A 24,912-nucleotide genomic window follows, 5' to 3' on the forward strand; every position below is an offset into this window, starting at 1 on the left:
CGTTCACGACGGCGACAATTCATGCGCCGTCGCCACCACTTCCTTGAGCGAGGCGCCGCCGGAGGATTCGGTTGCCGCCATCACCGCGCCCTCGACGATCGGCGCGTTGCAGACGACTATTCTGTGGGAGCGCGGCTCTCCGATCATCTCGACCGCCATCTCCGAGTTGGTCTCGGCGCCGCCGAGATCGACCAGGATGGCGACGCCCGCTTCCGACCAGGCCTTGTCGATCGCGCCCATGATCGCCTCGACGCTGGTGCCGAGCCCGCCATGACCATTTCCGCCGCACCAGGCAAGCGGCACTTCGTCGCCCACCATCTGGCGCACCATATCGGCCGTGCCCTCGGCGACCAAAGGCGAATGCGACACGATGACGATACCGACATTGCTCATCAATTGCCCTCTATCGCTTCCGCGACTGCGCGCACCAGCAGCGCGGTCGAGCGCGCCCCGGCGTCCATATGCCCGATCGAGCGCTCTCCCAGGAAGGAAGCGCGCCCGCGCAGGGCCTTCATCGGCACCGTGGCCTCGGCCGCCTTGTCGGCTGCGTCGGCGATCTCGCCAGCCGTCTTGCCTTGCGCCAATGCCTCATACACCGGCTGCAGCACGTCGAGCATGGTTTTTTGTCCCGGCTGCGATTTGCCGCGCGCGGCCACCGCTTCGATCGCCTTCCCCAATGCCGCCGCCAGCCCGTTGCGATCCGGGGCAGCGGGCAGCTCCTTGCCGAGCGCTATGAACAACGTGCCGAACAAGGGGCCCGAGGCGCCGCCCACGGTCATCACCAGCTTGGTGCCGACCGCCTTCAGCGCCTCGGGCAGCGGTTTCGCCGCGAAGGCGTCGGCCTCGGCGCGCACCGCCTCGAAGCCGCGTTTCATGTTCAGCCCGTGATCGCCGTCGCCGATCGCCTGGTCGAGCGCCGTCAACTCCTCGGCATGCGCCGCGATCGTATCGGCCGCCGCCGCGATCAGTCGGGAGAAATCGGCTGCGGCCATTGTCTGTCCTTCATGCCGGGGCGAATAGCGCCGCCACGGCAGCGAAAACCTCGGCTACCGCGAAGGCGCCTGGATCCGCTGTGTCAAGCTGCCTGCCGATATAGGCGGAGCGGCCGGCCTTCGCCTTCTGCATCGCCTCGGTTGCCTCGGCGCCTTGCCGCGCCGCTTCTGCCGCCGCTTCCAGCCCGCTTGCATCAAGCGCCCGCAGTGCCGGCTCCAGCGCATCGACCATGGTGCGGTCGCCGACCTTGGCGCCGCCGTAGAAAGTCATGCGGTCTAGCCCGGCGAGCAGCGCCTTGGGTAAAGTTGCGCCGAAACGCAAAGTCTGTGCGGCGGCCGTGAAGAAGATCGACAACAGCACGCCGCTGGAGCCGCCCATCGAGGTGCCCAACGTATCGCCGATTGCGGCAAATGTCGCGGCCTTGTCGGCGAGCGGCAGCGTGTCGATGCGTTCGAGAATGCTGCGCGCGCCGGTCGCCACGGTTGAGCCGGTGTCGCCGTCGCCTGCCTTCGCGTCGAGCCCGTTGAGCGGCTCTTCGAGCGCGATCAGCTTTTGGCAGGCAGCTTTGATCAGCCGCTCGGCGGCTGCATCGCGGCTGGCGGGCTTTGTGGCTGGGCTGGCGGCAGGCTTGGCCATCGCGATAACGACCGGCTGACGAACCGGCTTTGCCGGCAGCCAGGCAGGCGGCCCGACGGTTGCCAGCAGCGCTGCCTCGCGTTCCGCATCCAGCTTGATCAGCGACAACGAAAAGCCGTTCATGTTGAGCGCGGTCATCAGGTGCCCAGGCCCGATCGTCAGCGCCACCGCCTTTGCCAGCGACGAAGACAGCACGGCATTCGCGATCAGTGACATTTCGAGCGGCGGCACCGATCCCAGATTGTTGACCAGCAGGGCGTAGCGGCTGCCTGCATCGAGCCGCGCGGCGAGGCGCTCGGCCATGATGGCGACGAGCGAGCTGGCGCTCTGCAGCGCGATGCGCTCGACGCCCGGCTCGCCATGAATGCCGAGGCCGAGCTCGCCGTCTTCGGCGCCGAAGCGCTCCTCATGCGCCTGTCCGGGGATCGAGCAGGAGGAAAGCGAGATGCCGAGCGAAACGATATCCTTGGCCGCCGCCCGCGCCGCCGCGGCAACCGACGCCAGGTCGTGACCGGCTTCCGACAGGTGACCGGCGATCTTGTGCACGAACAGCGTGCCGGCGACGCCTCGCGGCTGCGCGATATCGGGCAGGGCGATGTCGTCGCTGACGATCACCATCTCGACCGCAAGCCCCTCGGCGCGCGCCTTCTCCGCGGCCAGTCCGAAATTAAGCCGGTCGCCGGTGTAGTTCTTGACAATCAGCAGGCAGCCGGCCGGTCCCGTCGTCGCGCGGATCGCCGCCAGCACCGCCTCGACGCTGGGCGAAGCGAAGATCTCGCCGGAGACGGCCGCCGTCAGCATCCCGGCCCCGACGAAGCCGGCATGCGAGGGTTCATGCCCGGCGCCGCCGCCCGAAACGATCGCCACCTTCGACTTGTCCCAGTCGGCGCGCAGCACGACCTTGATCTCGGGATAGCCGTCGAGGCGGGCCAGCGCGCCCGATCCCGCCGTGGCGAGGAAGCCGTCCAGCGCCTCGGTGACGATCGTGTCCTTGCGGTTGAAAAAGTGCTTCATGAATTTCGTCCAGTCCGTATCTGCGGTCGTTCAATCGGTTTGCAAATTTATGCGCGAGCCGGCTACATCAATCTTTGCCCGTCCGAGCCGAAATAGAGCGGCGCCAGGTAGCGGATCGTCACCTTATCCCCTTTGGCTAAAGGCGTGTCCGGATCGGTGAGCGTCACCAGCTTCTTCGGCCCAACCGTCACATGCAGGTGGTTCTGGTCGCCCAAATGCTCGACCCAGTCGACGACCCCGTCGGCATGGCCGTTCATCGACTTCTCGATCGCGAGATGCTCGGTGCGCGCGCCGATCGTCGTCGTTCCGGTCGGGGCGCCGCCGTCAGGCAGCAGTCCGGCCGGCAGAAGGTTGATAGCCGGCTGTCCGAGGCGCGCCGCGACATGAAGATTTGCCGGCTCAGAATAGATCGCGCGCGGCGTGCCGATCTGCACCAGCATGCCATCGGCGAGAATGCCGATGCGGTCGGCCATGGTCATCGCCTCGATCTGGTCATGCGTGACATAGAGCATGGTGGCGCCGAGCTCGGACTGGATGCGCTTCAGCTCGAGCCTGAGATCGGCGCGCAGCTTGGCGTCGAGCGAGGACAGCGGCTCGTCCATCAGGTAGATCGCGGGCTTGCGCACCAGGGCACGGCCGATGGCGACTCGCTGCATCTCGCCGCCGGACAGTTTCGTCGAGCGGTTGTCGAGCTTGTGGTCGATGCGCACCATGCGCGCGACTTCCTCGACACGGCGGCGCACCGCCTCTTCGGGAAACCGCCGCGCCGGCGAGCGCAGCGGGAAGGCGAGATTGTCGAACACCGAAAGATGCGGATAAAGCGAATATTGCTGGAAGACGAAGGCGGTGTCGCGTTCGGCCGGCGACAGCGCCGTCGCGTCATGGCCGCCGATGTGGATCGTGCCGCTGTCCGGCCGTTCCAGTCCGGCGATCAGCCTCAGCGTCGTTGTCTTGCCGGCGCCGGTCGGCCCGAGCAGCACGACGAATTCGCCATCCTTGATCGCAAGGTCGAGATCGTCGATCGCGACGGTGTCGCCAAAGCTCTTGGTCACGCCCTGGATGTGAACGTCAGCCATGGCGCGCCTCCGCTGCCTGATCATGCATGGCGGTCCTGACCGCGCGGCCGGAACCCTTCTCGAACAGCGACAGCCTCGCACCGTTCAGCGCCAGCCCGACCTGTTCGCCGGGGCTGAGATGGATGCCCGCCGGCACGCGCGCCTTGATGATGCCGTCGGCCGTCTCGACGGCGACGATCTGCGTGGTGCCGAGATATTCGGTGCCGTAGATCGCGCCGCGCAGCTTCGAGCCATCGTCGAAGCGGATGTGCTCGGGCCGGATGCCGAGCGCCATGTCGGCGGGTGCCACATCCTCGCGTACCTCCGGCACCGCGACCTTGGCGCCCTGCACGACGATCTCCTTCGCGCCCCTGGCGAGCCCGCCGCCGAATTTCAGGAAATTCATCGGCGGCGAGCCGATGAAATCGGCGACGAACATGGTCGCCGGCCGGTCGTAAATCTCGCGCGGCGTGCCGAACTGCTCGATGACGCCATGGTTCATCACCGCTATCTTGTCGGCCATCGACATCGCTTCCATCTGGTCGTGCGTGACATAGACCGTCGTGGCATGGATGCGGTTGTGCAGCTCGCGCAGCTCATGCACCATCAGGTCGCGGAACTCGGTATCGAGGGTGCCGAGTGGCTCGTCCATGAGAAAACATTTCGGCCGCCGCACGATGGCGCGGCCGAGCGCGACGCGCTGCCGGTCGCCGCCGGCAAGGCCGGAAACGGACTTGTCGAGCAGATGGTCGATGCGCAGTAGCTTTGCTGTCTCCTCGACGCGGCTTCGGATTTCGGCCGAGGGCATGCCCTGCGCCAGCAGCGGGAAGCCGATATTTTTGCGCACATTCATGTGCGGGTAGAGCGCGAAGAGCTGGAAGACGAAGGCGATGTCGCGCTCGCGCGCCCGGCGCATGGTGACGTCCTCGCCGCCGAGCAGGATCTTGCCGCCGGTCGGCAGCTCGAGACCGGCGATCATGCGCAGCGTCGTCGTCTTGCCGCAGCCGGACGGGCCGAGCATGACGAAGAACTCGCCGTCCTCGACGACGAAATTGGAATCCTGCACGGCGACGAATGCGCCGAAGGCCTTCCTCAAGTTCTGAACACGGATCTCGGCCATCTTTATTCCGGGAATTTCGAGACGATGATGAACATCACCGTGCCGGCAAGCATGGTGAAGAAGGAATAGGTGTAGAGCGACAGCGCGAAAGGCTGGAACAACATCAGGAAGCCGATCGCGATGATCGCGGTCGCGATGTTTTCCATCAGGCCGCGCCTTGCCCATCGCGGCCAAGAGGAGCGCTTGGAGGCAACAGAGCGGTTCATGCGTTCCTCCCTTCCTTCTCGTTCAAGGGGAGAGATGGTTGCCAAGTGGTTCCCCCACTCCGTCGCTGCTTCGCAGCGCCACCTCTCCCCCCTCCGGAGGGAGAGGAAGGGAACCTGGCTGAATGAAGTTCGCGCCCTTCCTCTACCCCGTCGATCGGGGGAGAGGTGTCGAGCGAAGCTCGACGGAGTGGGGGTCGACTTATTCCCACACTAGTCATTTGCGCACCGCGCCGAAGGTGATGCCGCGCAAGAGCTGCTTGCGGAGCAGGATGGTGAAGACGAGGATCGGCACCAGGAAGATGGTCGTGCCGGCGGCAACAGCCGGCCAGTCCTGGCCGCCCTCGCCGATGATGGTCGGGATGAAGGGCGGCGCAGTCTGCGCCGTGCCGGAAGTGAGCAGCGCTGCGAACGCGTATTCGTTCCAGGCAAAGATCAGGCAGAAGATGGCGGTCGCGGCGATGCCGGTCGTCGCCTGCGGCAGCACAGTGCGCCAGAAGGCCTGCAGCCGCGTATAGCCGTCGATCATCGCGGCCTCTTCATATTCGCGTGGGATCTCGTCGATGAAGCCCTTGAGCAGCCACACGGCCAAAGACACGTTGACCGCGGTATAGAGCAGGATCATGCCGAGCGCGGTGTCGGAGAGGCCGAGCTCGCGATACATAAGGTAGATCGGAATCGCCACCGCGATCGGCGGCATGAAACGCGTCGACAGGATGAAGAACAAAAGGTCGTCGGCCAGAGGCACCTTGAAGCGCGAGAAGCCATAGGCCGAGAGCGTGCCGAGGAACACCGCGCAGAAGGTCGAGCCGAAGGCGATGATCAGCGAATTGACAAAGCGCGGCAGGAAGTTCGACGGCCCGGCGATCACCATGTTGCGCTTGCGCACGGTCTCGTCGCAGAAGCCGGTCGCCGGTCCGAGCGACTTGATATAGTCCGGCGTCTGCCTTGTGCGTGTGGTGAAGAGGTTGCAATAGCCCTCGATGCTCGGCTGGAAGACGATCTTGGGCGGATAGGCGATCGAATCCGGCGGCGTCTTGAAGCTGGTGGCGAAAATCCAGAGTAGCGGCACGATCGAGATCAGCGCATAGGCTATGATGATCGTGCCGGCGACCAGCTTCGCGTTCGACGAGGGTGCTACGACGGAATGGGCGGTGGTCAGGCTCATCTCTGCTTCACCTTGTTGAGCGCCTTGACGTAGATGTTGGCCAGCCCGAACACGGCGACGAACAGGATGATGGCGAAGGCCGAGGAATAACCGGTACGCCAGCTCTCGAAGGCCTGCCGCTTCAGCGTGATCGAGGCGACCTCCGTGGTCGAGCCAGGTCCGCCGCCGGTGAGCAGGTTGACCATGTCGAACATCTTGAAGTTCTCGATGCCGCGAAACAGCACCGCCAGCATGATGAAGGGCAGGGCCATCGGCAGCGTGATCGACCAGAATTGCCGCCAGTTGGAGGCGCGGTCGACCTCGGCCGCCTCATAGATGTATTCGGGGATGGAGCGCAGGCCGGCGAGGCAGATCAGCATCACGTAAGGCGTCCACATCCAGGTGTCGACGATGATGATCGCCCACGGCGCCAACTCGACATTGGACAGCATCTGCACATTCGTCGGCGGAATGCCGGTGACGAATGAGACGACATAGGAAAACAGCCCGATCTGCGGCTCGTAGAGGAAGCGCCAGAAATTGCCGACCACCGCCGGCGACAGCATCATCGGCACCAGGATGATGGTGGTCCAGAAGGCGTGGCCGCGAAACTTGCGGTCGATCAGCCAGGCCAGCGTGAAGCCGATGACGGTCTGCAAGAGGATCGTCCAGAACACGAAATGCGCCGTCGTCTGCATGGCGATCCAGATGTCCTGGTCGCCGAGGATACGCTGGTAATTGGCGAGCCCAAGGTTCTTCACCGCCTCGTTCGGCCGGTTGGCGCGGAAATTGGTGAAGGAGAGATAGATCGCCCAGAACAGCGGGAAGATGTTGATGGCCAACAGCAAAAGGATCGTCGGCGAGATGAACAGCCAGGCGAGGCCCTTGTCGCTGATGCCCCGGATCTTCTTGGCCAACGGTTCCGGTGTTGCCCGGGCAACGTTGTCCGCAGTCCGATCGAGCATGGTAAGTCCTGCTTCGGTCACGGGTAAGTCTCGACTGTGGAATTTATCTGAACTGCGTCCCGTGCCAAGGGCGGCACGGGACGCGTGGATCAAGCTCGGGAGGAGCTTACATCTTGCCGTCGTCCTGGAAGACCTGCGTCCAGTCCTTGACCAGCCCGTTGAGCGCGTCCTTGGGCGAGCCCTGGCCGGCCACGACATAGTCATGGAAGCGCTTCTGTGAGGCCTGCAGCAGCGGCGCGTAGCTGGGTTCCGCCCAGAAGTCCTTCACGATTGCCATCGAGTCGAGGAAGGCTTGCGCATAAGGCTGGCTGGACGGGAATTTCGGATCCTTGACCACCGAGTTCAGGCAGGAATAGCCGCCGAGTGACCACCACTTGGCCTGCACATCCTTGTTGGCGAACCATTTGATGTATTTCAGTGCCGATTCCTGCTTGTCGGAATAGGAGACCACCGAAATGCCCTGGCCGCCGAGCTGCGCGAACTGGTCGCCGTCGGGACCCTTCGGATTGACGAAGTAACCGATCTTGTCGCCGCCGACATTCTCGTCCTTCTGCAGACCCGGCCAGGTGAAGGCGAAGTTCATGTGCATCGCCACCTGGCCGGATTTGAAGGCGTCGACACCTTCGCCCATGTAGCTGTTGGAAGCGCCGGGCGGCGTGCAGCAGTCATAGAGCGCCTTGTAGAATTCCAGCCCCTTCACCGATTTCTCGGAGTTGACGAAGCCCTCCATCTCGTAGGGCTTCTTCGGGTTCTCATATTGGAAGCCGTAGCTGTAGAGCACGTCCATGGCACCCATGGTGATGCCTTCCGAGCCGCGCTCGGTGTAGATGGAGGCGCCATAGACGGTCTTGCCGTCGATCTGCCGCTTCTGGAAGAATTCGGCGATCTGCTTCAGTTGGTCGAAGGTGGTCGGCGGGGCGAGGTCCCAGCCATACTTCTCCTTGAATTCCTTCTGCAACTCGGGCCGCGAGAACCAGTCCTTGCGATAGGTCCAGCCGACGACGTCGCCCATGGCCGGCAGCGCCCAGTAGTTCGGCGTGTTCTTCGGCCATTCGGAATAGCCGACCACGGTCGCCGGCACGAAGTCGTCCATGCTGATCTTCTCCTTGTCGAAGAAGTCATTCAGCTTGACGTAGTGGCCGTTCTCGGCGGCGCCGCCGATCCACTGGCTGTCACCGATGATCAGGTCGCAGAGCTTGCCGTGCGAGTTGAGCTCGTTGAGGAAGCGGTCGGCATAATTGGTCCACGGCACGAACTCGAATTTCATGCCGATGCCGGTTTCCTTGGTGAAGTCCTTGGACAGTTCCACGAGCGCGTTGGCCGGATCCCAGGCCGCCCAGCACAGCGTCAGGTCTTCCGCATGCGCGACGTTCGAGACGGCTGTCGACGCAAAGATCGCCGAGGCCAGTCCCAACGCCAGTTTCAAGGTCGATTTCATGCCTTACCTCCCATTTGCGAAACGCGTCCGGATGACGGTTTCAAGAGCCCTCAACCCTCGCTCCTCCGAGGGCCCAAACACGGCGGGCTAATGCGCCGCCCGATGTTTAGTAATTTGTTTAGTGATGCGCTTTTTACTAAACAACGCAAGCAAATTCGTTGCTGCGCCGCAGCATGGCGAAACGCACCATTGAAATCGTTGGGAAATGATCGCCGGACCTGGGTCCTGCTGACGTCAGCTGACCGCGTTGGCGGGGTCTGGACTGGTCGTCAGCGGCCGGATCGGCGGTGCGGGCGGCAGCAGCGCGCGTATGTCGGCGAAGGGGAAGGTCGGCTCGAAACGGAAGGCCTCGGCCAGTGCGCCGGAGGCGCCGTTGCACTGTCCGGCGCGAAACTCGTTCTGCAGACGCGCCCTGTGCACATAGTGCTCCGGACCTTGCGACTGGTGCGCGAGGATCGCTTTCGCCTTGATGTCCCAATGATGCGAAATCTCGACGTAATGCGTCGGCGAAAAGCCTGTGCCGCCGAGCGTATCGGCATGCAGCACTGGTACCGCGAAGGATGCGGCTAGCCGTACGCCGTCGGACAAGGCGCGGTGGTCGCCATGATAATCGTAGGGCGCATGGGTGATGGCGAGGTCGGGCTTCACCTCGCCGATCAGCGCCTTCAGCGCCGCAATGAGCGCGGCATCGGCGACGAGCTCCCCATCGGGAAAGTCGAGGAAGCGCGGCTCGACGCCGAGCAGGCCTGCCGCCGTGGTCGCTTCCTTGCGCCGCAAGCGGGCAAGCGCCTTGGGGTCGCCCGTGCCGCCCCTGGCGCCGTCCGTGGCTATGGCGAAAGTCAGTTCTGCGCCTTGCGCGGCATAGGCGGCCAGCGTACCGAACATGAATATCTCGATATCGTCGGGATGTGCCCCCAGCGCCAGTATCTTCACGTCTCTCTCCCGGAAATGGAATCGTGCCGAACGGAATCCTGCCCGCCCTTCTCGCCTACGCAAACTATTCGTTCAGCGACGCCGTCATCAAGGGTCTGGGCGGGCAGTTCACCGTCTTCGAGATCGGCTTCTTCATGACCTTGTTTGCCGGCTGTTTCCTCTTCTTCACCCGGCCGAAGGAGGAGCGCTGGCGCGATTTCTGGCGCACCGGGCGGCCCTGGGCCGTGCAGGCACGCGCCTGGGCCGGCATCGCCTCGGGCGTGCTCAGCGTCTATGCCTTCACCACCATTCCGCTGGCGGAGGTTTACGCGCTGCTCTTCCTCGCCCCGTTGCTCGTCACCGTGCTGTCGACCGTCATCCTGAAGGAGGAGGTCGGTCCCTGGCGGTGGCTTGCCGTGGTCGCGGGCTTCGCCGGTGTCATGCTGGTGGTGAGGCCGGGCTTCCGCGAATTGCATCTTGGCCATCTCGCCGCCTTCGCCAATGCCTTCGTCGCGGCGACCATCGTCATCCTGATGCGCTCGCTTGCCCAGCAGGAAAAGCGCACGACCATGTTGGGCTCGCTGATCGGCTATGGGCTGCTCTTCAACGGGGTCGGCGCGGTCGCGACGTCATTTACGCTCCCCAATCTGTGGCAATTGGGCTGGCTGGTCCTGGGCGGCCTGTTCACCGCCGGCGGCCAATTGCTTCATCTCCTGGCGGCCAAATACGCCCCGGCCAATCGCATCGCCCCCACGCATTATTCGCAGATCGTCTGGGCGGTCATTCTCGGCGCGATGTTCTTCAGGGAATATCCCGACGCGATGACGCTGGTCGGCCTTGCCGTCGTCGGCGCCTCAGGCCTCCTCACCATGGTGCGCGAGGAAGTGCGGCTTGGCACAGTGCGCTGGAACCCGTTTACGCGTGCCCGGCTTTGACCGGCACGGGTCCGACACATTGCACGGCGACCGCGACCGCTGATATGCGGGCGACATGACGACGAAACCCTTGCCGGAACTACCTGTGACAGCCGTGCTGCCGGCGCTCGCAGCCGCGCTTGCCGGGCGCAGCAGCGCCGTGCTGGTGGCGCCGCCCGGCGCCGGCAAGACGACGCTGGTGCCGCTGGCGCTGCTCGACGCGCCTTGGCTCGGTGAGGGCCGGATCGTGCTGCTCGAGCCGCGGCGGCTCGCCGCCCGCGCCGCCGCCCGCCGCATGGCCGAATTACTGGGCGAGGAGCCCGGCGGCACGGTGGGCTACGCCATGCGCATGGAGAACCGCGCCTCGGCGCGGACAAGGATCCTGGTCGTCACCGAAGGCGTGCTCTCGCGCATGATTCTCGACGATCCGGAGCTGCCCGGCGTCTCGGCGGTGATCTTCGACGAATTCCATGAACGCTCGCTTGACGGCGATTTCGGCCTGGCGCTGGCGCTCGACGTGCAGGGCGCGCTGCGGCCGGACCTGCGTCTGCTGGTCATGTCGGCGACGCTCGACGGCGCGCGCGTGGCAAAGCTTTTGTCGGAGGCGCCGGTGATCGAAAGCGAGGGCCGCGCCTATCCGGTCGAGATCCGCTACGACGAGCGGCCGGCAGGCACGGCGATCGAGGACGCCATGGCCAGGGCCGTGCGCGCGGCTTTGGCCGGCGAGCCGGGCAGCGTGCTTGCCTTCCTGCCCGGACAGCGCGAGATCGAGCGCACCGCCGAGCGGCTCGCGGGCAACGTCGCCGCCGACACCGACATCGTTCCGCTCTATGGCCAGCTCGACAACAGGGCGCAGGACGCGGCGATCAGGCCGGCGCCGGCCGGCCGCCGCAAGGTGGTGCTGGCGACCTCGATCGCCGAGACCTCGATCACCATCGACGGCGTGCGCGTCGTCATCGATTCCGGCCTGTCGCGGCTGCCGCGCTATGAGCCGGCGAACGGCCTGACCAGGCTTGAGACGGTGCGCGTCAGCAAGGCCTCGGCCGACCAGCGCGCCGGCCGCGCCGGCCGCACTCAAGCCGGCGTGGCGGTGCGCCTGTGGCGGGCCGAGCAGACCGCGTCGCTTCCCGCCTTCACGCCGCCCGAAATCCTCGAGGCCGACCTGTCTGGACTGCTGCTGGACTGCGCCGCCTTCGGTGTCGCCGATCCGTCGAGCCTGTCCTTCCTCGATCCGCCGCCGGCCCCGGCGCTCAGCGAGGCGAGGGTGCTGCTCAAGGCCCTTCACGCCATCGACGATGCCGGCAGATTGACCGAGGCGGGCGCCGCCATGCGCAAGCTGGCGCTGCCGGTGCGGCTGGCGCATATGGTGGCCGAAGCGGCGAAGACAGGCCATGCGCGGGAAGCGGCCGTGCTGGCCGTGCTTTTGACCGAGCGAGGGCTGGGCGGCGACAGCGCCGATCTGGAGCGGCGTCTGCTCCGGTTTCGTGGCGAGAAATCCCCTCGCGCCAATGCCGCCAGGCAGCTCGCCGAGCGTTTGGCCAGGCAGGCCGGTGGCGAGCAGAGCGGCGAGGCGGCCTCTGGAGGCGCCCTTCTGATCCACGCGTGGCCGGATCGCGTGGCAAGGGCGCGCGGCGAGCGCGGCCGCTTCGTGCTCGCCAATGGTTCGGGCGCCATGGTCGATGCCGCCGATCCGCTCGCCAATGAAACCTGGCTTGTGGTCGCCGACCTGCAGGGCAAGGCGCAGAACGCCCGCATCACCGCCGCCGCGCCGGTCGGCGAATCCGATATCCGCGCCGCCCTTGCCGACCGCATCGAGACAAAACGCGAGACGAGTTTCGACCGCGAGCGCCGCGCCGTGCGCGTGCGCGAGACCGCGCGTCTCGGCGCCATCACGCTTTCCGAACGCATGCTGCCGGCGCCATCAAGCGCCGATGCAGACCGCGCCATTCTCGACGCCTTGAGAGAGCACGGCCTGTCGCTGCTCGACTGGGGCAAGGAAGCGGAGGCGCTGCGCCAGCGGCTCGGCTGGCTCAATCGCGGCCTGGGGGCGCCTTGGCCCGACGTTTCCGACGAAGCGCTTATCGAGGGCCTCGACGATTGGCTCCTGCCGTTTCTGTCCGGCGATGCCTCTTTCGCAGCCATTAAGCCGGCGACTTTGTCGTCGGCGCTGATGGCGCTGGTCCCGCACGACCTGCAGCGCAAGATCGACGCATTGGCGCCGACCCATTTCGAGGCGCCGTCCGGCAGTCACGTGCCGATCCGCTATGACGGCGAGTGGCCAGTGCTTTCGATCCGCGTGCAGGAACTGTTCGGCCTCGACCGTCATCCGGCGATCGCAAACGGAACCGTTCCGCTGACGCTCGAATTGCTTTCGCCGGCGCACCGGCCGATCCAGACGACGCGCGATCTCCCCGGCTTCTGGCGCGGCTCCTGGGCGGATGTGCGCGCCGATATGCGCGGTCGCTATCCAAAACATGTCTGGCCGGAAAACCCGCTGCTGGCCGCCGCCACCAGCCGCGCCAAACCGCGCGGAACGTAATGCATGTCGCCCAAAAGTGCGCAGCGGTTTTGGGACAACGACATGCATCAGGCAAAGACGATGCTCTATCGTTTCCGCTCCTGCGGCTGTAATCCTTGGCAATGACCAACATCCTGCGCGCGCCCGATTCCCAGCAAAGCCAGCGGCTGCGGCTCAACACGCTGATCCGTCTGCGCTGGCTGGCGATTGTCGGGCAGAGCCTGACCGTGCTGGTCGTCGCCTATGGCCTGAAATTCCCGCTTCCGGTGTCGATGTGCTTTGCGCTGATCGCCTGCTCGGCCTGGATGAATCTGTGGCTCACCTTCCGCTATCCGGCGGCGCATCGGCTCACCCCGCTTTCGGCCTTCGTGATCCTCACCTTCGACGGCGTCCAGCTCACCGGCCTGCTCTACATGACGGGCGGCCTGACCAATCCGTTTTGCGTGCTGCTGTCGGTGCCGGTCGTCATCTCCGCCGCTTCGCTGCCGCTGCGGTTCACGGCCATCCTTGGCGCGTTGATCATACTGGCGGCCACGCTTCTGGTGTTCTTCCATTTGCCGCTGCCCTGGTATGAGGGCTCGCCGCTGCCGATGCCCTTCATCTATGTCGCCGGCATGTGGATGGCTGTGTTTGCCTCGATCGCCTTCACCGCCATCTATGCCTTCCGCGTCGCTGCGGAAGCGCGCCTGCTCGCCAATGCGCTGGCCGCCACCGAACTGGTGCTGCAGCGCGAGCAGCACCTTTCGGCGCTGGACGGGCTGGCGGCGGCGGCCGCGCACGAGCTGGGCACGCCCTTGGCCACCATCACTGTCGTCGCCAAGGAGATGGAAAAGGCGCTCGGCAAGGATCCGAAATATGGCGAGGACGTGAAGCTCTTGCGCTCACAAAGCGAGCGTTGCCGCGAGATACTGAAGCGGCTGACCAGCCTTTCCTCGGAAGGCGAAGCGCATCTGTCGCGCATGCCGCTCACCTCGCTGGTCGAGGAGGTGACGGCGCCGCATCGCGATTTCGGCATCTCGATCCGGCTGCGGCCCGGCGAGCGCATCGGTCCCGAGCCGGTCGGCCAGCGCAATCCCGGCGTCATCTACGGGCTCGGCAATCTGGTCGAGAATGCCGTCGATTTCGCCCGCAACGCCGTCACCGTCAGCTGGAGCTGGGACGATGAGAAGGTCATCTTCTCCATCACCGACGACGGGCCGGGATTCCCCGCCGAGATCATCGACCGCATCGGCGAGCCCTATATGTCGACGCGCCAGGGCACTGAGGCCGGCGGCGGCCTGGGGCTCGGGCTGTTCATCGCCAAGACCTTGCTGGAGCGTTCCGGCGCCACCATCGATTTCCGCAATTCGAGCGGGCTCGGCGAAGGCGCAGTGGTGCAGATCTCCTGGCCGCGCGGCCTCTTCCTCAACCAGGAACAGGCCTCGGCCACCATGTTCGACAATGCCTAGCGCAATTCCAGAAAAAGTGCGCAGCGGTTGGGCTCGGCAACTTCGCCGCAGCTTTCCGTCCGGAATTGCGAAACGGTGAGAAAGCCTTGCAATTACCGCATGGCAGCTCTGTTGCCGGCTCTAAAAATTGGACATTGCTCTTGCAGGACTGTATCTGCGTAAAAGTGAGGCATGTCGCCCAAAACTGTGCAGCGATTTCAGGAAGTCGACATGCTCGGAAACAAGGATTTGAAGGGCCTTCGCCAGAATGGGTCTCGGCGCGGCGCGCTTTGGATCGGTAGGATGCCAATAAGATGAACGGAGACGAAACGACGGGCGCAATGGTCGAGGGGGAGGACACCTCCTTGCTCATCGTCGAGGACGACAAGCCGTTCCTCACCCGGCTTGCCCGGGCCATGGAGACCCGGGGTTTTGTGGTCGAGACGGCGGAGAGCGTGGAAGAGGCGGTCGCCAAGGCGCGCGCTCATCCGCCAGCCTATGCCGTGGTCGACATGCGCCTGGGCGACGGCAACGGCCTCGATGTCGTGGCGGTCATCCGCGAAAAGCGCAACGACGCCCGCGCCATCATCCTGACCGGCTACGGCAACATTGCCACGGCGGTGACGGCGGTGAAGCTCGGCGCCATCGACTACCTGTCCAAGCCGGCCGACGCCGACGACGTCTTCGCCGCGCTTACCCGCACCTCCGGCGAGCGCGCCGCGCCCCCGGAAAACCCGATGTCGGCCGACCGCGTGCGCTGGGAGCACATCCAGCGCGTCTACGAAATGTGCGACCGCAACGTCTCCGAGACGGCGCGCCGCCTCAATATGCACCGCCGCACCCTGCAGCGGATTCTCGCAAAGCGCGCGCCGCGTTAAACGAGTGTCGTCATCCTAGAGCAATTCCAGGAAAAGTGTGAGCGGTTTTCCGTCCGGAATTGCGTAAAAAACAAAGAGATAGGGCGTTTCGCCGTTTCCGTGAAACGGTGAAACGCACTAGGCGAAGCAGGAGCGAAGCTCCGTCGCGAAGACCCTGGGATCCATTCCGTGATCCCGGCCGCAGAACGCAGCGGAGCGGAATTCTGCACCGTTGGCACCGCTCCGATGTAACGGAATGGATCCTCGGGTCTGCGCCGCGTCGCTTCGCTCCTGCTTCGCCCGTGGATGACGAAGAGACGGGCGTTTCGGCCAACTGCCGAAGCAGGCGATCTGTCAATGTGAACTCGAACGCTTGCTTCGCCAGCCGGGCTGCGCATCATACGTTATAGGTTCCGGCCGTCAGGTCGGGGTGACGGGCGGAGGGACCATGCAAGATAAGCGGCCGAAATCGATCCTGCGTGAATTCCTCGATGGCGAGGCCGCCGGCGGCATCATCCTGATGATGGCCGCAGCCCTTGCGCTGATCGTCGCCAACTCGCCTTTGGCCGAAACTTATTTTGCCGTCCTGCACGCCTATCTCGGGCCGCTCAGCGTATCGCATTGGATCAATGACGGGCTGATGGCGGTGTTCTTCCTGCTGGTTGGGCTCGAGATCAAGCGCGAGATGCTGGACGGACAGCTCTCGACCTGGCCGCGCCGCGTGCTGCCCGGCATCGCCGCCGCCGGCGGCATGGCGGTGCCGGCGCTGGTCTATGTCTTGATCAACCGCGACAATGCGGCAGCGCTCTCTGGCTGGGCGATCCCCACCGCCACCGACATCGCCTTCGCGCTCGGCGTGCTCTCGCTGCTCGGCAGCCGCGTGCCCGCCTCGCTGAAGGTCTTCCTCACCGCTCTGGCCATCATCGACGATCTCGGCGCCGTCATCATCATCGCGCTGTTCTACACCAGCGGCCTGTCGCTCGCTTATTTGGCGGCCGCCTTCGTCGTCATCGCGCTGCTCGTCGTGCTCAACCGCATGCGGGTCATGAAGCTCTGGCCGTATCTCTTGCTTGGCGCATTGCTGTGGGTGCTGGTGCTCAAGTCGGGCGTGCATGCGACGCTCGCCGGCGTGGCGCTGGCGCTCACCATCCCGTTGGAGCGGTCTCCCGGCATCAGCCGCGATCTCGAGCATTCGCCGCTGCATAGGCTGGAACACGGCCTGCATGGGCTGGTGCCCTTCCTCGTCATCCCGATCTTTGGCTTCGCCAATGCCGGCGTCTCGCTCGGCGGCCTGAGCCTTGCAGCACTGGTCGAGCCGCTGACGCTTGGCGTCGCCGCCGGCCTTGTGCTCGGCAAGCTGGTCGGCGTCTTCGGCTCCTCGGCGCTCGCGATCCGGTTTGGCCTCGCCGACCTGCCGGCCAATGCCGGCTGGCTGCACATGCTGGGCATTTCGCTGCTTTGCGGCATCGGCTTCACCATGAGCCTGTTCATCGGCCTGCTTGCCTTCGCCGGCGACCCGGCGCTGCAGGACGCGGTGAAAGTCGGCATCCTCGCCGGCTCGCTGATTGCCGCCCTCTTGGGCGCCGCCATCCTGCTCATGGCGCCGGCGGGCGGCGGAGTGGAAGAAGATCTGAACTAGCTCCGAGGTTCCGGCGGCAGACCGAAGGCTGGAAACAAAGCGGGGCCGAGCGGCGGGACATAAATCGTCAGCGAGGCGATCTTGTCGCCGGCGGCTTCGAGGACATGCAGCGAATGCGGCTGCCACATGGAATTCTGGCGGCCGAGCGCGTAGACGCCCACTGCCGGCTGGGTGTTGGCGCCGATAGCCACCGCGCGATAGCCGGCAAAATTGCCCCAGACGCTGCCCAGGAAAGCGCCGATCGCCGGGCGTCCATGATACCATTCCCGCCATGGCGGCATGTGGTAGATGGCGTCCTCGCGCAGCAGCTCGACGAGTCCGTCGAGATTGTCGGCCTGCCAAGCCTGCATGTAGCGTTCGAGCAGCACGCCTTCGTTCGCGTTGGGCCGCGACCGCTGCGGCGGGCGCCCCTGTGGGTAGCGTTCGCCCAGCGTCGCGCGGGCCCGCTGCAAGGCGCTGTTGATCGAGTCGGTCGACCCGCCCAACAATTGCGCGGTCTCGATGGCGGACCATCCGAGCACATCGCAAAGCAGCAAGGCCGCGCGCTGCCTCGGCGGCAACAGCTGGATTGCCGCCACGAAAGCGAGCCGCACCACCTCGCGGGCCTCATAGCGCGCTTCCGGGCCGGGCCTGTCATCGGCGATGTCGGGCAGCTCGGCGTCCGGATACGGCTCCAGCCAGGCGAGCTCCGTGGCCGGGCCGCCGGTCGCTCTGCCCTCAGAGGCCGGCCGCTCGGGTTGCTCAAGAATGCGCCGCGCCAGCGAGCGTGCCTTGATCGCATTGAGGCAGCTGTTGGTGGCGATCGCGTAGAGCCAGCCGCGCGCCGAGCCGCGTCCGTCGAATTGCGACCGCGCGCGCCACGCCTTTAGGAACGTCTCCTGGACGAGATCGTCCGCCTCGTTGAGCGAGCCCATCATCCGATAGCAATGGAGCTTCAGCGCGCGGCGATGGGCGACGGTCAGGCGCTCGAAGGCCAGCCGGTCGAGGGCCGGCTGGCCTGGCCGCTCGATAGGGCCGGAAGCGTCAGTCATGGGAAGCCCGGGGAGCTGAATTCGGCCGCCATCCTGCGCGCCTCATGCCGCCGCCGCAAGGCCGCTGCCGCTTACGGTGAAGGAGCTGCCCTGCGGCTTGCCCGTCGAGAGCTGGATCACAGCCTGTCCGACATCGGCCGGCGTCTGCATGTCGCTCATGCTGGCCAGGAAGTCGGCCGGGCGGATGCCCATATAGGCCGCGATGCCTTCAATGCCGCGATCGCCGACCCCGGTGTCCGGCATGATGCGGGCCGGCGAAAGCGCCATGAAGCGCAGGCCGAGGCCGAGGCGGTCCGATTCCTTCTGGCAATGGCCGGCCAGAAATATCTGCATGCGCTTGGCGCCGGCATAGCCGCCGGAATTCGGCGGACCGCCGCTGAAGGCGGCGCCGCTGGCGATCAGCAGCACACGGGTTCCAGGCTTGAGCCGGCCCTTGAGGGCTTCCCGACAGAACAGGAACGATGCCTTGACGTCCATCTCCCAGTTTACCGAGAAGACCTCCCAGCTTTGCTCCTGGATCGGCGCCGAAGGGGCGAGCGCGCCCGCGCAGACCACCAGCACGTCGGGTGCCAGCGCATCGAAAACCGCTTGCGGTGCGCCTTCCGCCGTCGCGTCCGTGCTAAGCGTCCTCAAGCCCGGGCGTTCCCAGGCGAGCTGCTTCAGGTCGGCGGCGCCACGGGCGACCGCGAGCACGGTCGCTCCCGCGCCAAGCGCTGCTTCCACGATCGAGCGGCCGACACCCCGGCTGCCTCCGACGACGACGACATTCTGATTTTGCAACGGTTTCATTTGATCACCTTTTTCCAGGCCGCCGGCCATCCGGACGCGCCTATAGGTGAAGACAATCGGGTTCAGCGGAAATCATCGGTGCGGGAAGAAAATTCTCGCTGGCCTGGCGCAGGGCTGGCCTGAGCCAGGCCTGCGGTCGGACGCCAGCGGTTACGCACCAGCATCCACACACCGCGACGACTACTCGCTCTCGCCATCCAGCGCCGGCACGGCGACGCCGGCAAGCTCGGCCGCCAAGAGCCGCGCGGCGCCCGCGCGGGCAATCCGCAGCATCAGCGCCTTGCGTGTCGCTGCCGCCATGCGGTGCTCGGGCGCATCGCGCAGGATCTCCGCGCCATAGCCGTCGGAGAGGATGAAGCCGCATTCCTCGGGAAAGATGTCAGCCGGAACGCCGGGATGGGTGGCGAAGAAGAAGCGGTCGGAATGCAGCCGGTAGTCCGGCCATTTGCGGTCGACCCTGAAATCCTCGATCGAGGATTTGATCTCGATGATCCAGATGTCGCCCTGCCTGGTCAGCGCGACGAGATCGGCGCGGCGCCCTGTGGCCAAAGACAGCTCCGGCAGCACACGCGCGCCCATTTCGGTGAGCAGCCGCTGCACGCCGCGCCGCACCAGCATGGCGCGCTCCGACTGGCGGCCGTCGATCAGCGGGTTAAGGGGAATCGGGGAAACGAGTGGCATGGGAGGCACCATGCCAGATTTTGTTCACGGTTTGAACCCCTGTCAGGCCGGCCATCATCTGGTTGACAAACCCACGCTCTGCGGTTGGTGGCTACCTGTCCGCAACGGGGCCGTTTGAGCCAGTTGCATTATTGGCGTTGCCAATTCTTCCCTCGTCTCTCTTGGCGTGGAAGAATTTCGTCTGCGCGCGTGACATTCTCTCATTGAAACTTCCTAAAAGATAGCCGCCGGGCAATACGCATATTATCCCAGTGAATACGTTATTTGGAAGGAATAGGAAAAGCATCGCCAAGCCTATACAAGTAATAGCAGTAATACCCATTACGGTGGCGACCGCATCTTGCCACATACGATCTATCGGAAGGTATTTCTCCATCCATGGCATCACCAGCGGGTTCTTATCCCAAAACTGGTCAATTCGGATGGGGTCTTGTGGCATGGCTCTAGACGATCCGCAGGCCACGACTGACCCGAGGCCACCATGGGCCCAGATAATAAGATAAGACCAATCACAAGCGCGGCACTATCGTGGCCCAGCCCCAAACCAGCGGTTGGCCCGCCGTTTGCTGCGGCCCGCTCGCGTTTTGGTCTGTGAAAAGCGGGTATGGCAGCGCCACTGCATCAGGAATCGCTTAGGTTATGTTACCTTATTTCTCGCTAGCTCGGCCCCTGCCTTTTTTCGGCGGGCCGTGTCAAGCAGAACGCTTGCGTATCAGGGTTCTGATAGCGGGATAGACAACACTCATAACTATGGTGAGCGCTACGACGATTGCGATCTGCCAATGCCAGACATAATGGACGCGGACCGCCGCGAAGACAGCAGATGTCTACGGCGAGGCCCGCTACTGCTAGTCCCCCGCTCGAAATTCATCCGCCAGAAGCCTGGCCAAGTGGTCGCGGCTCAGGCTCAATGTCTCTTTCAGGAACCACAGGAAATTGCTCGGACCGTCGGTCGGCAGGCCGTTTTCTTCGGCCTGGGTGATGACCGCGCGCTGGCGCTCGATCCGCTGTTCGATCTCGCGGATATGCTGCTCGACCCGTTCGATGTCCTCGTGGATGGCCATCCCGGCAATCTCATTGTAGGTGATCGTCAAAATAGCATCAAACCAGGAACGGGTGGAGCGCAAAGCCAAGTAGATGCTTGAGCCGTGGTTCAGAGAAGATTAGCCTTGCTGGTCATGCCTCATGGCAGCAATCTCGCCATGAAAGGAATTTTCCCATGACCCGCGACCAGATGCTCGCCCACCTCCGGTCCGCCGATGTCGTCGCGCGCGAGGCGGCGGCGCATGGGCATCATCCGTTCGGCTGCGTGCTGGTCGGGCCGGACGATCGCATTTTGATGCGGCAGGGCAATCTCGATACGGTGCGCCATGCCGAGACCGAGCTCGCCCGCCGCGCCGCGGCGGCCTATGAGCCGGAGTTCCTGTGGCAATGCACGCTGTCTCGACCTTCGAACCATGCGCGATGTGCGCCGGCACGATATATTGGGCGAATATCGGGCGTCTGGTCTACGGGGTCGAGGAAGCCAGCCTCCTGGCGCTCACCGGGGACCATGCGGAGAACCCGACCATGAACCTCGCCTCGCGCGCCGTCTTCGCCTCCGGCCAGAAAAAGATCGACGTGTTCGGCCCCTTTCCCGAAATCGCGGACGAGATGCTCGCCCCGCACCGCGATTTCTGGAAGCGCTGACCGAGCTCCGCCCTTAGGCCGCGCCCGCCATGTCGTCCAGGATCGGACAGTCCGGCCGGTCGTCGCCGTGGCAGGCGTGGATCAGTGTCTGCAGCGTCGAGCGCATCGATTGCAATTCGCGTACCTTCTCCTCGATCGCCCTGACATGGGCGGCGGCGATCTCGCGCACATCATGGCTGGCGCGGCCGCGGTCCTGATAGAGCGCCATCAGCTGCCTGCAATCGTCGATTGAGAAGCCGAGATTGCGCGCACGGCGCAGGAAGGCGAGCCGGTGGATATCGTCGCGGGAGTAATCGCGATAGCCGTTCTCGGCCCGCGCCGGGCGGATCAGCCCGATTTCCTCATAGTAGCGAATGGTCTTGGCCGGCAGGCCGGAACGCTCCGCGGCATCACCGACATTCATGGCGCTCTCCTCGCATCGCAGGCAGCTCCTTGAGTCGCCCCATTGATTTTGCTTCATAATCCTGTAAGGCCTGTTGCGAAAATGCCGCAGTCGGGCACTTACCGGCGCGTAAGGCCTTGCATATAGGCAGTGCGCGCTTGGCAAGCAAAAGAAATGCCAGCATGAATGGTGGCAACAAAGCGGCCGACTCGTGCCGCTGGTATCGAGGCGGGGCGTCGGACCTTTTCATGCGCTTGAAGTCATTTGCAATCCTCGCCGCTCTTGCGCTGTCGACCGCGATCAGCGGGTGCAGCACCATCGGTGGGCAAATGTTCACCAACAACTATGGCGCGATGACCGATGCCGGCTATCAGCTGCCGCGCATCCCGATCGAGAAGGTCCCCGCCCGGTACCACCGCCAGGAAGTGCGGTACGACTCGTCGGAAAAGCCGGGCACTATCATCGTCGATACGCAGAACAAGTTTCTCTATTTCATCGAGGGCGACGGCATGGCGATGCGCTACGGCATCGGCGTCGGCCGCGAGGGTTTTGAATGGCACGGCACGGCCCATATCGCGCTGAAGCGCGAATGGCCGACCTGGACACCGCCCTCGCAGATGATCAAGCGCCAGCCCGAGCTCGCCAAGTTCGCCGGCGGCATGGAGCCGGGCCTGAAGAACCCGCTCGGCGCGCGCGCCATGTATCTCTTCAACAAGGGCGGCGACATGGGCTACCGCCTGCATGGCAGCCCGGAATGGTTCTCGATCGGCAAGGCGATGTCGTCGGGCTGCATCCGGCTGATGAACCAGGACATTATCGATCTTTACGACCGCACGTCGGTCGGCGCCAAGGTCATCGTGATGTGATCACGAAGGCCGAGGCCAAAAGCTTCGCAAGCGGACCGTCTAGGCAACAACAAGACGTCCAAAAACAGAAAACCGGGCTGTTGGGGCCCGGTTTTTTGTTTTTGCGATCTTGGATCGGAATTCGCTTCGCCGCACGACGCGGCCGGCCAGTGGGTTCTCAGGCGACCTGCTCGACCTGCTGTACTTCCGGAACAAAATGGCGAAGCAGGTTCTGGATGCCGTGCTTCAGCGTTGCCGTCGATGACGGGCAGCCGGCGCAGGCGCCCTTCATGTGCAGGAACACGGTGCCGTTCTCGAAGCCGCGGAAGGTGATGTCGCCGCCGTCCTGGGCGACGGCCGGGCGCACGCGCGTGTCGAGCAGTTCCTTGATGGTCAGCACCAGCTCTTCGTCGGCCTTGTCGTAGAACTCGCCGGTCTCGCCGGCTTCGCTCGCCGGAGCGGTCGCGGCCATGACCGGCGCACCGGACATGAAATGCTCCATGATGGCGCCGAGGATCGCCGGCTTCAGGTGCTGCCAGTCCGGACCATCCTTGGTCACGGTGATGAAATCATAGCCGAAGAAGACGCCGGTGACGCCCGGGATCTCGAACAGGCGGCCGGCCAGCGGCGAGGCCTCAGCCGCGGCTTCGGCGTTGCGGAAATCGGCTGTGCCTTCGCGCAGCACTTCCTTGCCCGGCAGGAATTTCAGCGTCGCCGGGTTCGGCGTCGATTCGGTCTGGATGAACATGGGTATCTCCAGGCCCTTCCCGGGCCGATAGTTTGGAATAATTCTAAATAGGCTCTATCGGCTGGACATTCAAGCGAAACGCGTCGCTGGAACGGCTGGCTGGCGGAATGCTTTTCGGCTTCTATCACGAATGTCGAGGTGGATCGAGATTCGGGTCAGGCGGCCATTTGCACGCCGGCCTCACCTGAATATCGAAGCACCTCAAGCTAGGCTGTCGATCTCCTCGTCGGACAGGTTCTGCGGAACCACCGTGACGGGGATCGGGAATGCGGCTCCCCGCCCGGCGACCGCGCTGACCAGCGGCCCTGGGCCTTCCTTGCCGGCGCCGGCGGCCAGCACAAGGATGGCGATGTCCTGGTCTTCCTCGATCAGTTTGTGGATTTCTTCCGTCGGCTTGCCTTCGCGCACCACCAGCTCCGGCTCGATCCCCGCATGCTGGCGCACCTTGTTGGCGTAGCCGTCGAGCGCCGCGCGAGCTGTCGCCGTGGCTTCCTCGCGCATGATCTTTTCCACACCCAGCCAGTGCTGGAAGTCGTCCGGCTCGATGACGTAGAGCAGCACCAGCACGCCGCTGGTGCTTTGCGCCCGCTTCGAGGCATAGGCGACGGCGCGCTCGCATTCGGGCGTGTCGTCGATGATCGCCAGGAACTTGCGGCGATGGCCGGCTTCGCGGCTGAGGCGTTTGGAGACCATGTCTATCTGCTCGGTATGGTTCGGTCGCAATCTGCCACTGCCGCGAACCGGCGGCAAGCCGCCGGTCGGCGCGGCAATGGTCCGAGGAGGTCGCTGGATCAGTCCTGCAGAAGGCCGATAATGTCGCGCACCGTCTTCATCGTGCCCTCGGCGATTGCGCGGGCCCGGTCGCCGCCATCCTTGAGCACGGCGTCGACATAGGCGCGGTCGCCCTCGATGCGGCGCATCTCGGAAGCGATCGGCGCCAGCTTCTCCACGGCAAGATCGGCAAGCGCCGGCTTGAACACGGAAAACTGTTGCCCGCCATACTCCTTCAGCACCTCTTCCTTCGAGATTTCCGCGAGGCCGGCATAGATGCCGACGAGATTCTCCGCTTCGGGCCGGCTTTCCAGCCCGTCGACCTCGCTCGGCAAGGCCTCCGGATCGGTCTTGGCCTTGCGGATCTTCTTCGAGATCGTGTCGGCATCGTCGGTCAGGTTGATGCGCGACAGATCCGACGGGTCCGACTTCGACATCTTCTTCGAGCCGTCGCGCAGGCTCATGATGCGCGCCGCCGGGCCGCCGATCACCGGTTCAGTAATCGGAAAATAGCCGTTCACCGTCTCTTCGCCGACCTGCATTTCGACGCCGACGCCAAGTGCTGCGATCTTCTCGGAGAAGTCGTTGTTGAATTTCTGCGCGATGTCGCGGGTCAGCTCCAGATGCTGCTTCTGGTCCTCGCCCACCGGCACATGCGTTGCGCGGTAGAGCAGGATGTCGGCGGCCATCAGGCTCGGATAGGCAAGCAGGCCGAGCGAGGCGTTCTCGCGGTCCTTGCCGGCTTTGTCCTTGAACTGCGTCATCCGGTACATCCACCCGATGCGTGCCACACAGTTGAGGATCCAGGCGAGCTCGGCGTGCTGCATGACCCGCGACTGGTTGAAGACTATGTGCTTCTTGGGGTCGATGCCGGAGGCCAGGAACGCCGCGGTGATCGAGCGCGTCTGGTCGCCCAGGTCCTGATACACGAGCTGCGCCGTCAGCGAGTGCAGGTCGACGACGCAATAGATGCAGTCGGACTGATCCTGGAGGGCGACGAATTTCTTGATGGCGCCGAGATAGTTGCCGAGATGCAGGTTTCCGGTCGGCTGGACGCCCGAAAAGACGAGTGGCTTGAAGGCGGACATGAATTCCTCATGGCTTGTGGAGGGCCGTCTAAGCATGATTCCAAAAAGTT

At 64.6% G+C, this 24,912-nt stretch carries 25 protein-coding genes and 1 pseudogene; 7 read left to right on the forward strand and 19 right to left on the reverse strand.

Features of this window, described 5'->3' with window-relative positions; all coding sequences use genetic code 11:
* Nucleotides 1-3: 3 nt before the first annotated feature.
* The 10 genes from dhaM to LB538_RS09190 all read right to left on the reverse strand — a co-directional run bounded on the left by dhaM (nucleotide 4) and on the right by LB538_RS09190 (nucleotide 9,504).
* Nucleotides 4-393, reverse strand: coding sequence for a dihydroxyacetone kinase phosphoryl donor subunit DhaM (dhaM, locus tag LB538_RS09145; RefSeq protein WP_140544084.1), 390 nt, complete (start codon nucleotides 391-393; stop codon nucleotides 4-6).
* Nucleotides 393-992, reverse strand: a complete 600-nt coding sequence (gene dhaL, locus LB538_RS09150) for a dihydroxyacetone kinase subunit DhaL (RefSeq protein WP_224527049.1) — start codon at nucleotides 990-992, stop codon at nucleotides 393-395. The genes dhaM and dhaL overlap by 1 nt, the downstream gene beginning before the upstream one ends.
* Nucleotides 993-1,002: 10 nt before the next feature.
* On the reverse strand, nucleotides 1,003-2,643 hold the full coding sequence (locus LB538_RS09155; RefSeq protein ID WP_224527046.1) for a dihydroxyacetone kinase subunit DhaK: 1,641 nt from the start codon (nucleotides 2,641-2,643) through the stop codon (nucleotides 1,003-1,005).
* Between the two features lie 62 nt (nucleotides 2,644-2,705).
* Nucleotides 2,706-3,719, reverse strand: a complete 1,014-nt coding sequence (locus LB538_RS09160) for an ABC transporter ATP-binding protein (protein ID WP_224527043.1) — start codon at nucleotides 3,717-3,719, stop codon at nucleotides 2,706-2,708.
* Nucleotides 3,712-4,818 carry an ABC transporter ATP-binding protein gene (locus LB538_RS09165; RefSeq protein WP_140845640.1) on the reverse strand — a complete coding sequence of 369 codons (1,107 nt, stop codon included), beginning with the start codon at nucleotides 4,816-4,818 and terminating at the stop codon, nucleotides 3,712-3,714. The genes LB538_RS09160 and LB538_RS09165 overlap by 8 nt, the downstream gene beginning before the upstream one ends.
* Nucleotides 4,819-4,820: 2 nt before the next feature.
* Nucleotides 4,821-5,024: a hypothetical protein gene (locus LB538_RS09170; protein WP_224527039.1), complete on the reverse strand. Its 204-nt coding sequence runs from the start codon at nucleotides 5,022-5,024 to the stop codon at nucleotides 4,821-4,823.
* A 214-nt stretch (nucleotides 5,025-5,238) separates the two neighbouring features.
* Complete coding sequence (locus tag LB538_RS09175; protein WP_224527036.1) at nucleotides 5,239-6,189, reverse strand: carbohydrate ABC transporter permease; 951 nt, start codon at nucleotides 6,187-6,189, stop codon at nucleotides 5,239-5,241.
* Nucleotides 6,186-7,133 carry a carbohydrate ABC transporter permease gene (locus LB538_RS09180; protein ID WP_140544131.1) on the reverse strand — a complete coding sequence of 316 codons (948 nt, stop codon included), beginning with the start codon at nucleotides 7,131-7,133 and terminating at the stop codon, nucleotides 6,186-6,188. The genes LB538_RS09175 and LB538_RS09180 overlap by 4 nt, the downstream gene beginning before the upstream one ends.
* Before the next feature lie 106 nt (nucleotides 7,134-7,239).
* Nucleotides 7,240-8,571 (reverse strand): ABC transporter substrate-binding protein, encoded by a 1,332-nt coding sequence (locus LB538_RS09185; protein ID WP_095766128.1) that lies wholly within the window; start codon nucleotides 8,569-8,571, stop codon nucleotides 7,240-7,242.
* Nucleotides 8,572-8,805: 234 nt separating this feature from the next.
* Nucleotides 8,806-9,504 (reverse strand): PIG-L deacetylase family protein, encoded by a 699-nt coding sequence (locus LB538_RS09190; RefSeq protein WP_140846461.1) that lies wholly within the window; start codon nucleotides 9,502-9,504, stop codon nucleotides 8,806-8,808.
* A 23-nt stretch (nucleotides 9,505-9,527) separates the two neighbouring features.
* On the opposite strand from LB538_RS09190, the gene LB538_RS09195 reads away from it, so the two are divergent.
* The 5 genes from LB538_RS09195 to nhaA all read left to right on the forward strand — a co-directional run bounded on the left by LB538_RS09195 (nucleotide 9,528) and on the right by nhaA (nucleotide 16,838).
* The gene (locus LB538_RS09195; RefSeq protein WP_224527033.1) at nucleotides 9,528-10,418 is read left to right on the forward strand and encodes a DMT family transporter; all 891 of its coding nucleotides are present in this window, start codon (nucleotides 9,528-9,530) and stop codon (nucleotides 10,416-10,418) included.
* 55 nt (nucleotides 10,419-10,473) lie between these two features.
* Nucleotides 10,474-12,936, forward strand: a complete 2,463-nt coding sequence (hrpB, locus tag LB538_RS09200) for an ATP-dependent helicase HrpB (protein ID WP_224527030.1) — start codon at nucleotides 10,474-10,476, stop codon at nucleotides 12,934-12,936.
* 101 nt (nucleotides 12,937-13,037) lie between these two features.
* Nucleotides 13,038-14,363, forward strand: coding sequence for an ActS/PrrB/RegB family redox-sensitive histidine kinase (locus tag LB538_RS09205; RefSeq protein ID WP_224527114.1), 1,326 nt, complete (start codon nucleotides 13,038-13,040; stop codon nucleotides 14,361-14,363).
* A gap of 293 nt (nucleotides 14,364-14,656) precedes the next feature.
* The gene (locus LB538_RS09210) at nucleotides 14,657-15,220 is read left to right on the forward strand and encodes an ActR/PrrA/RegA family redox response regulator transcription factor (RefSeq protein ID WP_140546716.1); all 564 of its coding nucleotides are present in this window, start codon (nucleotides 14,657-14,659) and stop codon (nucleotides 15,218-15,220) included.
* 427 nt (nucleotides 15,221-15,647) lie between these two features.
* Nucleotides 15,648-16,838, forward strand: a complete 1,191-nt coding sequence (gene nhaA / locus LB538_RS09215) for a Na+/H+ antiporter NhaA (protein WP_224527027.1) — start codon at nucleotides 15,648-15,650, stop codon at nucleotides 16,836-16,838.
* Here the strand turns inward: nhaA and LB538_RS09220 are convergent.
* From LB538_RS09220 to LB538_RS09240, 5 genes are all read right to left on the reverse strand, one after another.
* Nucleotides 16,835-17,869 (reverse strand): RNA polymerase subunit sigma-70, encoded by a 1,035-nt coding sequence (locus tag LB538_RS09220; RefSeq protein ID WP_224527024.1) that lies wholly within the window; start codon nucleotides 17,867-17,869, stop codon nucleotides 16,835-16,837. The two genes, nhaA and LB538_RS09220, sit on opposite strands and share 4 nt — an antisense overlap.
* A 42-nt stretch (nucleotides 17,870-17,911) precedes the next feature.
* Entirely contained in the window at nucleotides 17,912-18,658 is a 747-nt protein-coding gene (locus LB538_RS09225) for an SDR family NAD(P)-dependent oxidoreductase (protein WP_224527022.1), read from the reverse strand.
* A 180-nt stretch (nucleotides 18,659-18,838) separates the two neighbouring features.
* Entirely contained in the window at nucleotides 18,839-19,339 is a 501-nt protein-coding gene (locus tag LB538_RS09230) for an MmcB family DNA repair protein (RefSeq protein ID WP_224527021.1), read from the reverse strand.
* Nucleotides 19,340-19,430: 91 nt separating this feature from the next.
* Nucleotides 19,431-19,778, reverse strand: a complete 348-nt coding sequence (locus LB538_RS09235; RefSeq protein WP_224527019.1) for a hypothetical protein — start codon at nucleotides 19,776-19,778, stop codon at nucleotides 19,431-19,433.
* Between the two features lie 409 nt (nucleotides 19,779-20,187).
* Entirely contained in the window at nucleotides 20,188-20,433 is a 246-nt protein-coding gene (locus tag LB538_RS09240; RefSeq protein ID WP_224527017.1) for a hypothetical protein, read from the reverse strand.
* Nucleotides 20,434-20,558: 125 nt separating this feature from the next.
* Between LB538_RS09240 and LB538_RS09245 the strand changes: the two are divergent.
* Nucleotides 20,559-21,028 (forward strand): annotated as a pseudogene (locus LB538_RS09245) (nucleoside deaminase).
* 13 nt (nucleotides 21,029-21,041) lie between these two features.
* Here LB538_RS09245 and cueR read toward each other — a convergent pair.
* Nucleotides 21,042-21,431 carry a Cu(I)-responsive transcriptional regulator gene (gene cueR, locus LB538_RS09250; RefSeq protein WP_095766116.1) on the reverse strand — a complete coding sequence of 130 codons (390 nt, stop codon included), beginning with the start codon at nucleotides 21,429-21,431 and terminating at the stop codon, nucleotides 21,042-21,044.
* Between the two features lie 227 nt (nucleotides 21,432-21,658).
* Here cueR and LB538_RS09255 point away from each other — a divergent pair, with 227 nt between their 5' ends.
* On the forward strand, nucleotides 21,659-22,276 hold the full coding sequence (locus LB538_RS09255; RefSeq protein WP_140802045.1) for a L,D-transpeptidase: 618 nt from the start codon (nucleotides 21,659-21,661) through the stop codon (nucleotides 22,274-22,276).
* A gap of 157 nt (nucleotides 22,277-22,433) precedes the next feature.
* Here the strand turns inward: LB538_RS09255 and LB538_RS09260 are convergent, their stop codons facing one another.
* The 3 genes from LB538_RS09260 to trpS form a co-directional block, all read right to left on the reverse strand.
* On the reverse strand, nucleotides 22,434-23,003 hold the full coding sequence (locus LB538_RS09260; protein ID WP_095766114.1) for a NifU family protein: 570 nt from the start codon (nucleotides 23,001-23,003) through the stop codon (nucleotides 22,434-22,436).
* A 201-nt stretch (nucleotides 23,004-23,204) separates the two neighbouring features.
* The gene (locus LB538_RS09265; RefSeq protein ID WP_095766113.1) at nucleotides 23,205-23,696 is read right to left on the reverse strand and encodes a universal stress protein; all 492 of its coding nucleotides are present in this window, start codon (nucleotides 23,694-23,696) and stop codon (nucleotides 23,205-23,207) included.
* A gap of 98 nt (nucleotides 23,697-23,794) precedes the next feature.
* Nucleotides 23,795-24,862 (reverse strand): tryptophan--tRNA ligase, encoded by a 1,068-nt coding sequence (gene trpS / locus LB538_RS09270; protein WP_224527015.1) that lies wholly within the window; start codon nucleotides 24,860-24,862, stop codon nucleotides 23,795-23,797.
* Nucleotides 24,863-24,912 lie beyond the last annotated feature (50 nt).

Origin of the sequence: Mesorhizobium sp. Ca11 (genome assembly GCF_020165275.1) — a bacterium.
In the GTDB taxonomy this organism is placed as follows: Bacteria; Pseudomonadota; Alphaproteobacteria; order Rhizobiales; family Rhizobiaceae; genus Mesorhizobium.

Excerpts from the sequence above, each read along its gene's own strand:
- dhaM (WP_140544084.1), bottom strand. The coding sequence starts at position 393 with ATGAGCAATGTCGGTATCGTCATCGTGTCGCATTCGCCTTTGGTCGCC.
- dhaL (WP_224527049.1), bottom strand. The coding sequence starts at position 992 with ATGGCCGCAGCCGATTTCTCCCGACTGATCGCGGCGGCGGCCGATACG.
- LB538_RS09155 (WP_224527046.1), bottom strand. The coding sequence starts at position 2,643 with ATGAAGCACTTTTTCAACCGCAAGGACACGATCGTCACCGAGGCGCTG.
- LB538_RS09160 (WP_224527043.1), bottom strand. The coding sequence starts at position 3,719 with ATGGCTGACGTTCACATCCAGGGCGTGACCAAGAGCTTTGGCGACACC.
- LB538_RS09165 (WP_140845640.1), bottom strand. The coding sequence starts at position 4,818 with ATGGCCGAGATCCGTGTTCAGAACTTGAGGAAGGCCTTCGGCGCATTC.
- LB538_RS09170 (WP_224527039.1), bottom strand. The coding sequence starts at position 5,024 with ATGAACCGCTCTGTTGCCTCCAAGCGCTCCTCTTGGCCGCGATGGGCA.
- LB538_RS09175 (WP_224527036.1), bottom strand. The coding sequence starts at position 6,189 with ATGAGCCTGACCACCGCCCATTCCGTCGTAGCACCCTCGTCGAACGCG.
- LB538_RS09180 (WP_140544131.1), bottom strand. The coding sequence starts at position 7,133 with ATGCTCGATCGGACTGCGGACAACGTTGCCCGGGCAACACCGGAACCG.
- LB538_RS09185 (WP_095766128.1), bottom strand. The coding sequence starts at position 8,571 with ATGAAATCGACCTTGAAACTGGCGTTGGGACTGGCCTCGGCGATCTTT.
- hrpB (WP_224527030.1), top strand. The coding sequence starts at position 10,474 with ATGACGACGAAACCCTTGCCGGAACTACCTGTGACAGCCGTGCTGCCG.
- LB538_RS09205 (WP_224527114.1), top strand. The coding sequence starts at position 13,038 with ATGACCAACATCCTGCGCGCGCCCGATTCCCAGCAAAGCCAGCGGCTG.
- LB538_RS09210 (WP_140546716.1), top strand. The coding sequence starts at position 14,657 with ATGAACGGAGACGAAACGACGGGCGCAATGGTCGAGGGGGAGGACACC.
- nhaA (WP_224527027.1), top strand. The coding sequence starts at position 15,648 with ATGCAAGATAAGCGGCCGAAATCGATCCTGCGTGAATTCCTCGATGGC.
- LB538_RS09220 (WP_224527024.1), bottom strand. The coding sequence starts at position 17,869 with ATGACTGACGCTTCCGGCCCTATCGAGCGGCCAGGCCAGCCGGCCCTC.
- LB538_RS09225 (WP_224527022.1), bottom strand. The coding sequence starts at position 18,658 with ATGAAACCGTTGCAAAATCAGAATGTCGTCGTCGTCGGAGGCAGCCGG.
- LB538_RS09230 (WP_224527021.1), bottom strand. The coding sequence starts at position 19,339 with ATGCCACTCGTTTCCCCGATTCCCCTTAACCCGCTGATCGACGGCCGC.
- LB538_RS09235 (WP_224527019.1), bottom strand. The coding sequence starts at position 19,778 with ATGCCACAAGACCCCATCCGAATTGACCAGTTTTGGGATAAGAACCCG.
- cueR (WP_095766116.1), bottom strand. The coding sequence starts at position 21,431 with ATGAATGTCGGTGATGCCGCGGAGCGTTCCGGCCTGCCGGCCAAGACC.
- LB538_RS09255 (WP_140802045.1), top strand. The coding sequence starts at position 21,659 with ATGCGCTTGAAGTCATTTGCAATCCTCGCCGCTCTTGCGCTGTCGACC.
- LB538_RS09260 (WP_095766114.1), bottom strand. The coding sequence starts at position 23,003 with ATGTTCATCCAGACCGAATCGACGCCGAACCCGGCGACGCTGAAATTC.
- LB538_RS09265 (WP_095766113.1), bottom strand. The coding sequence starts at position 23,696 with ATGGTCTCCAAACGCCTCAGCCGCGAAGCCGGCCATCGCCGCAAGTTC.
- trpS (WP_224527015.1), bottom strand. The coding sequence starts at position 24,862 with ATGTCCGCCTTCAAGCCACTCGTCTTTTCGGGCGTCCAGCCGACCGGA.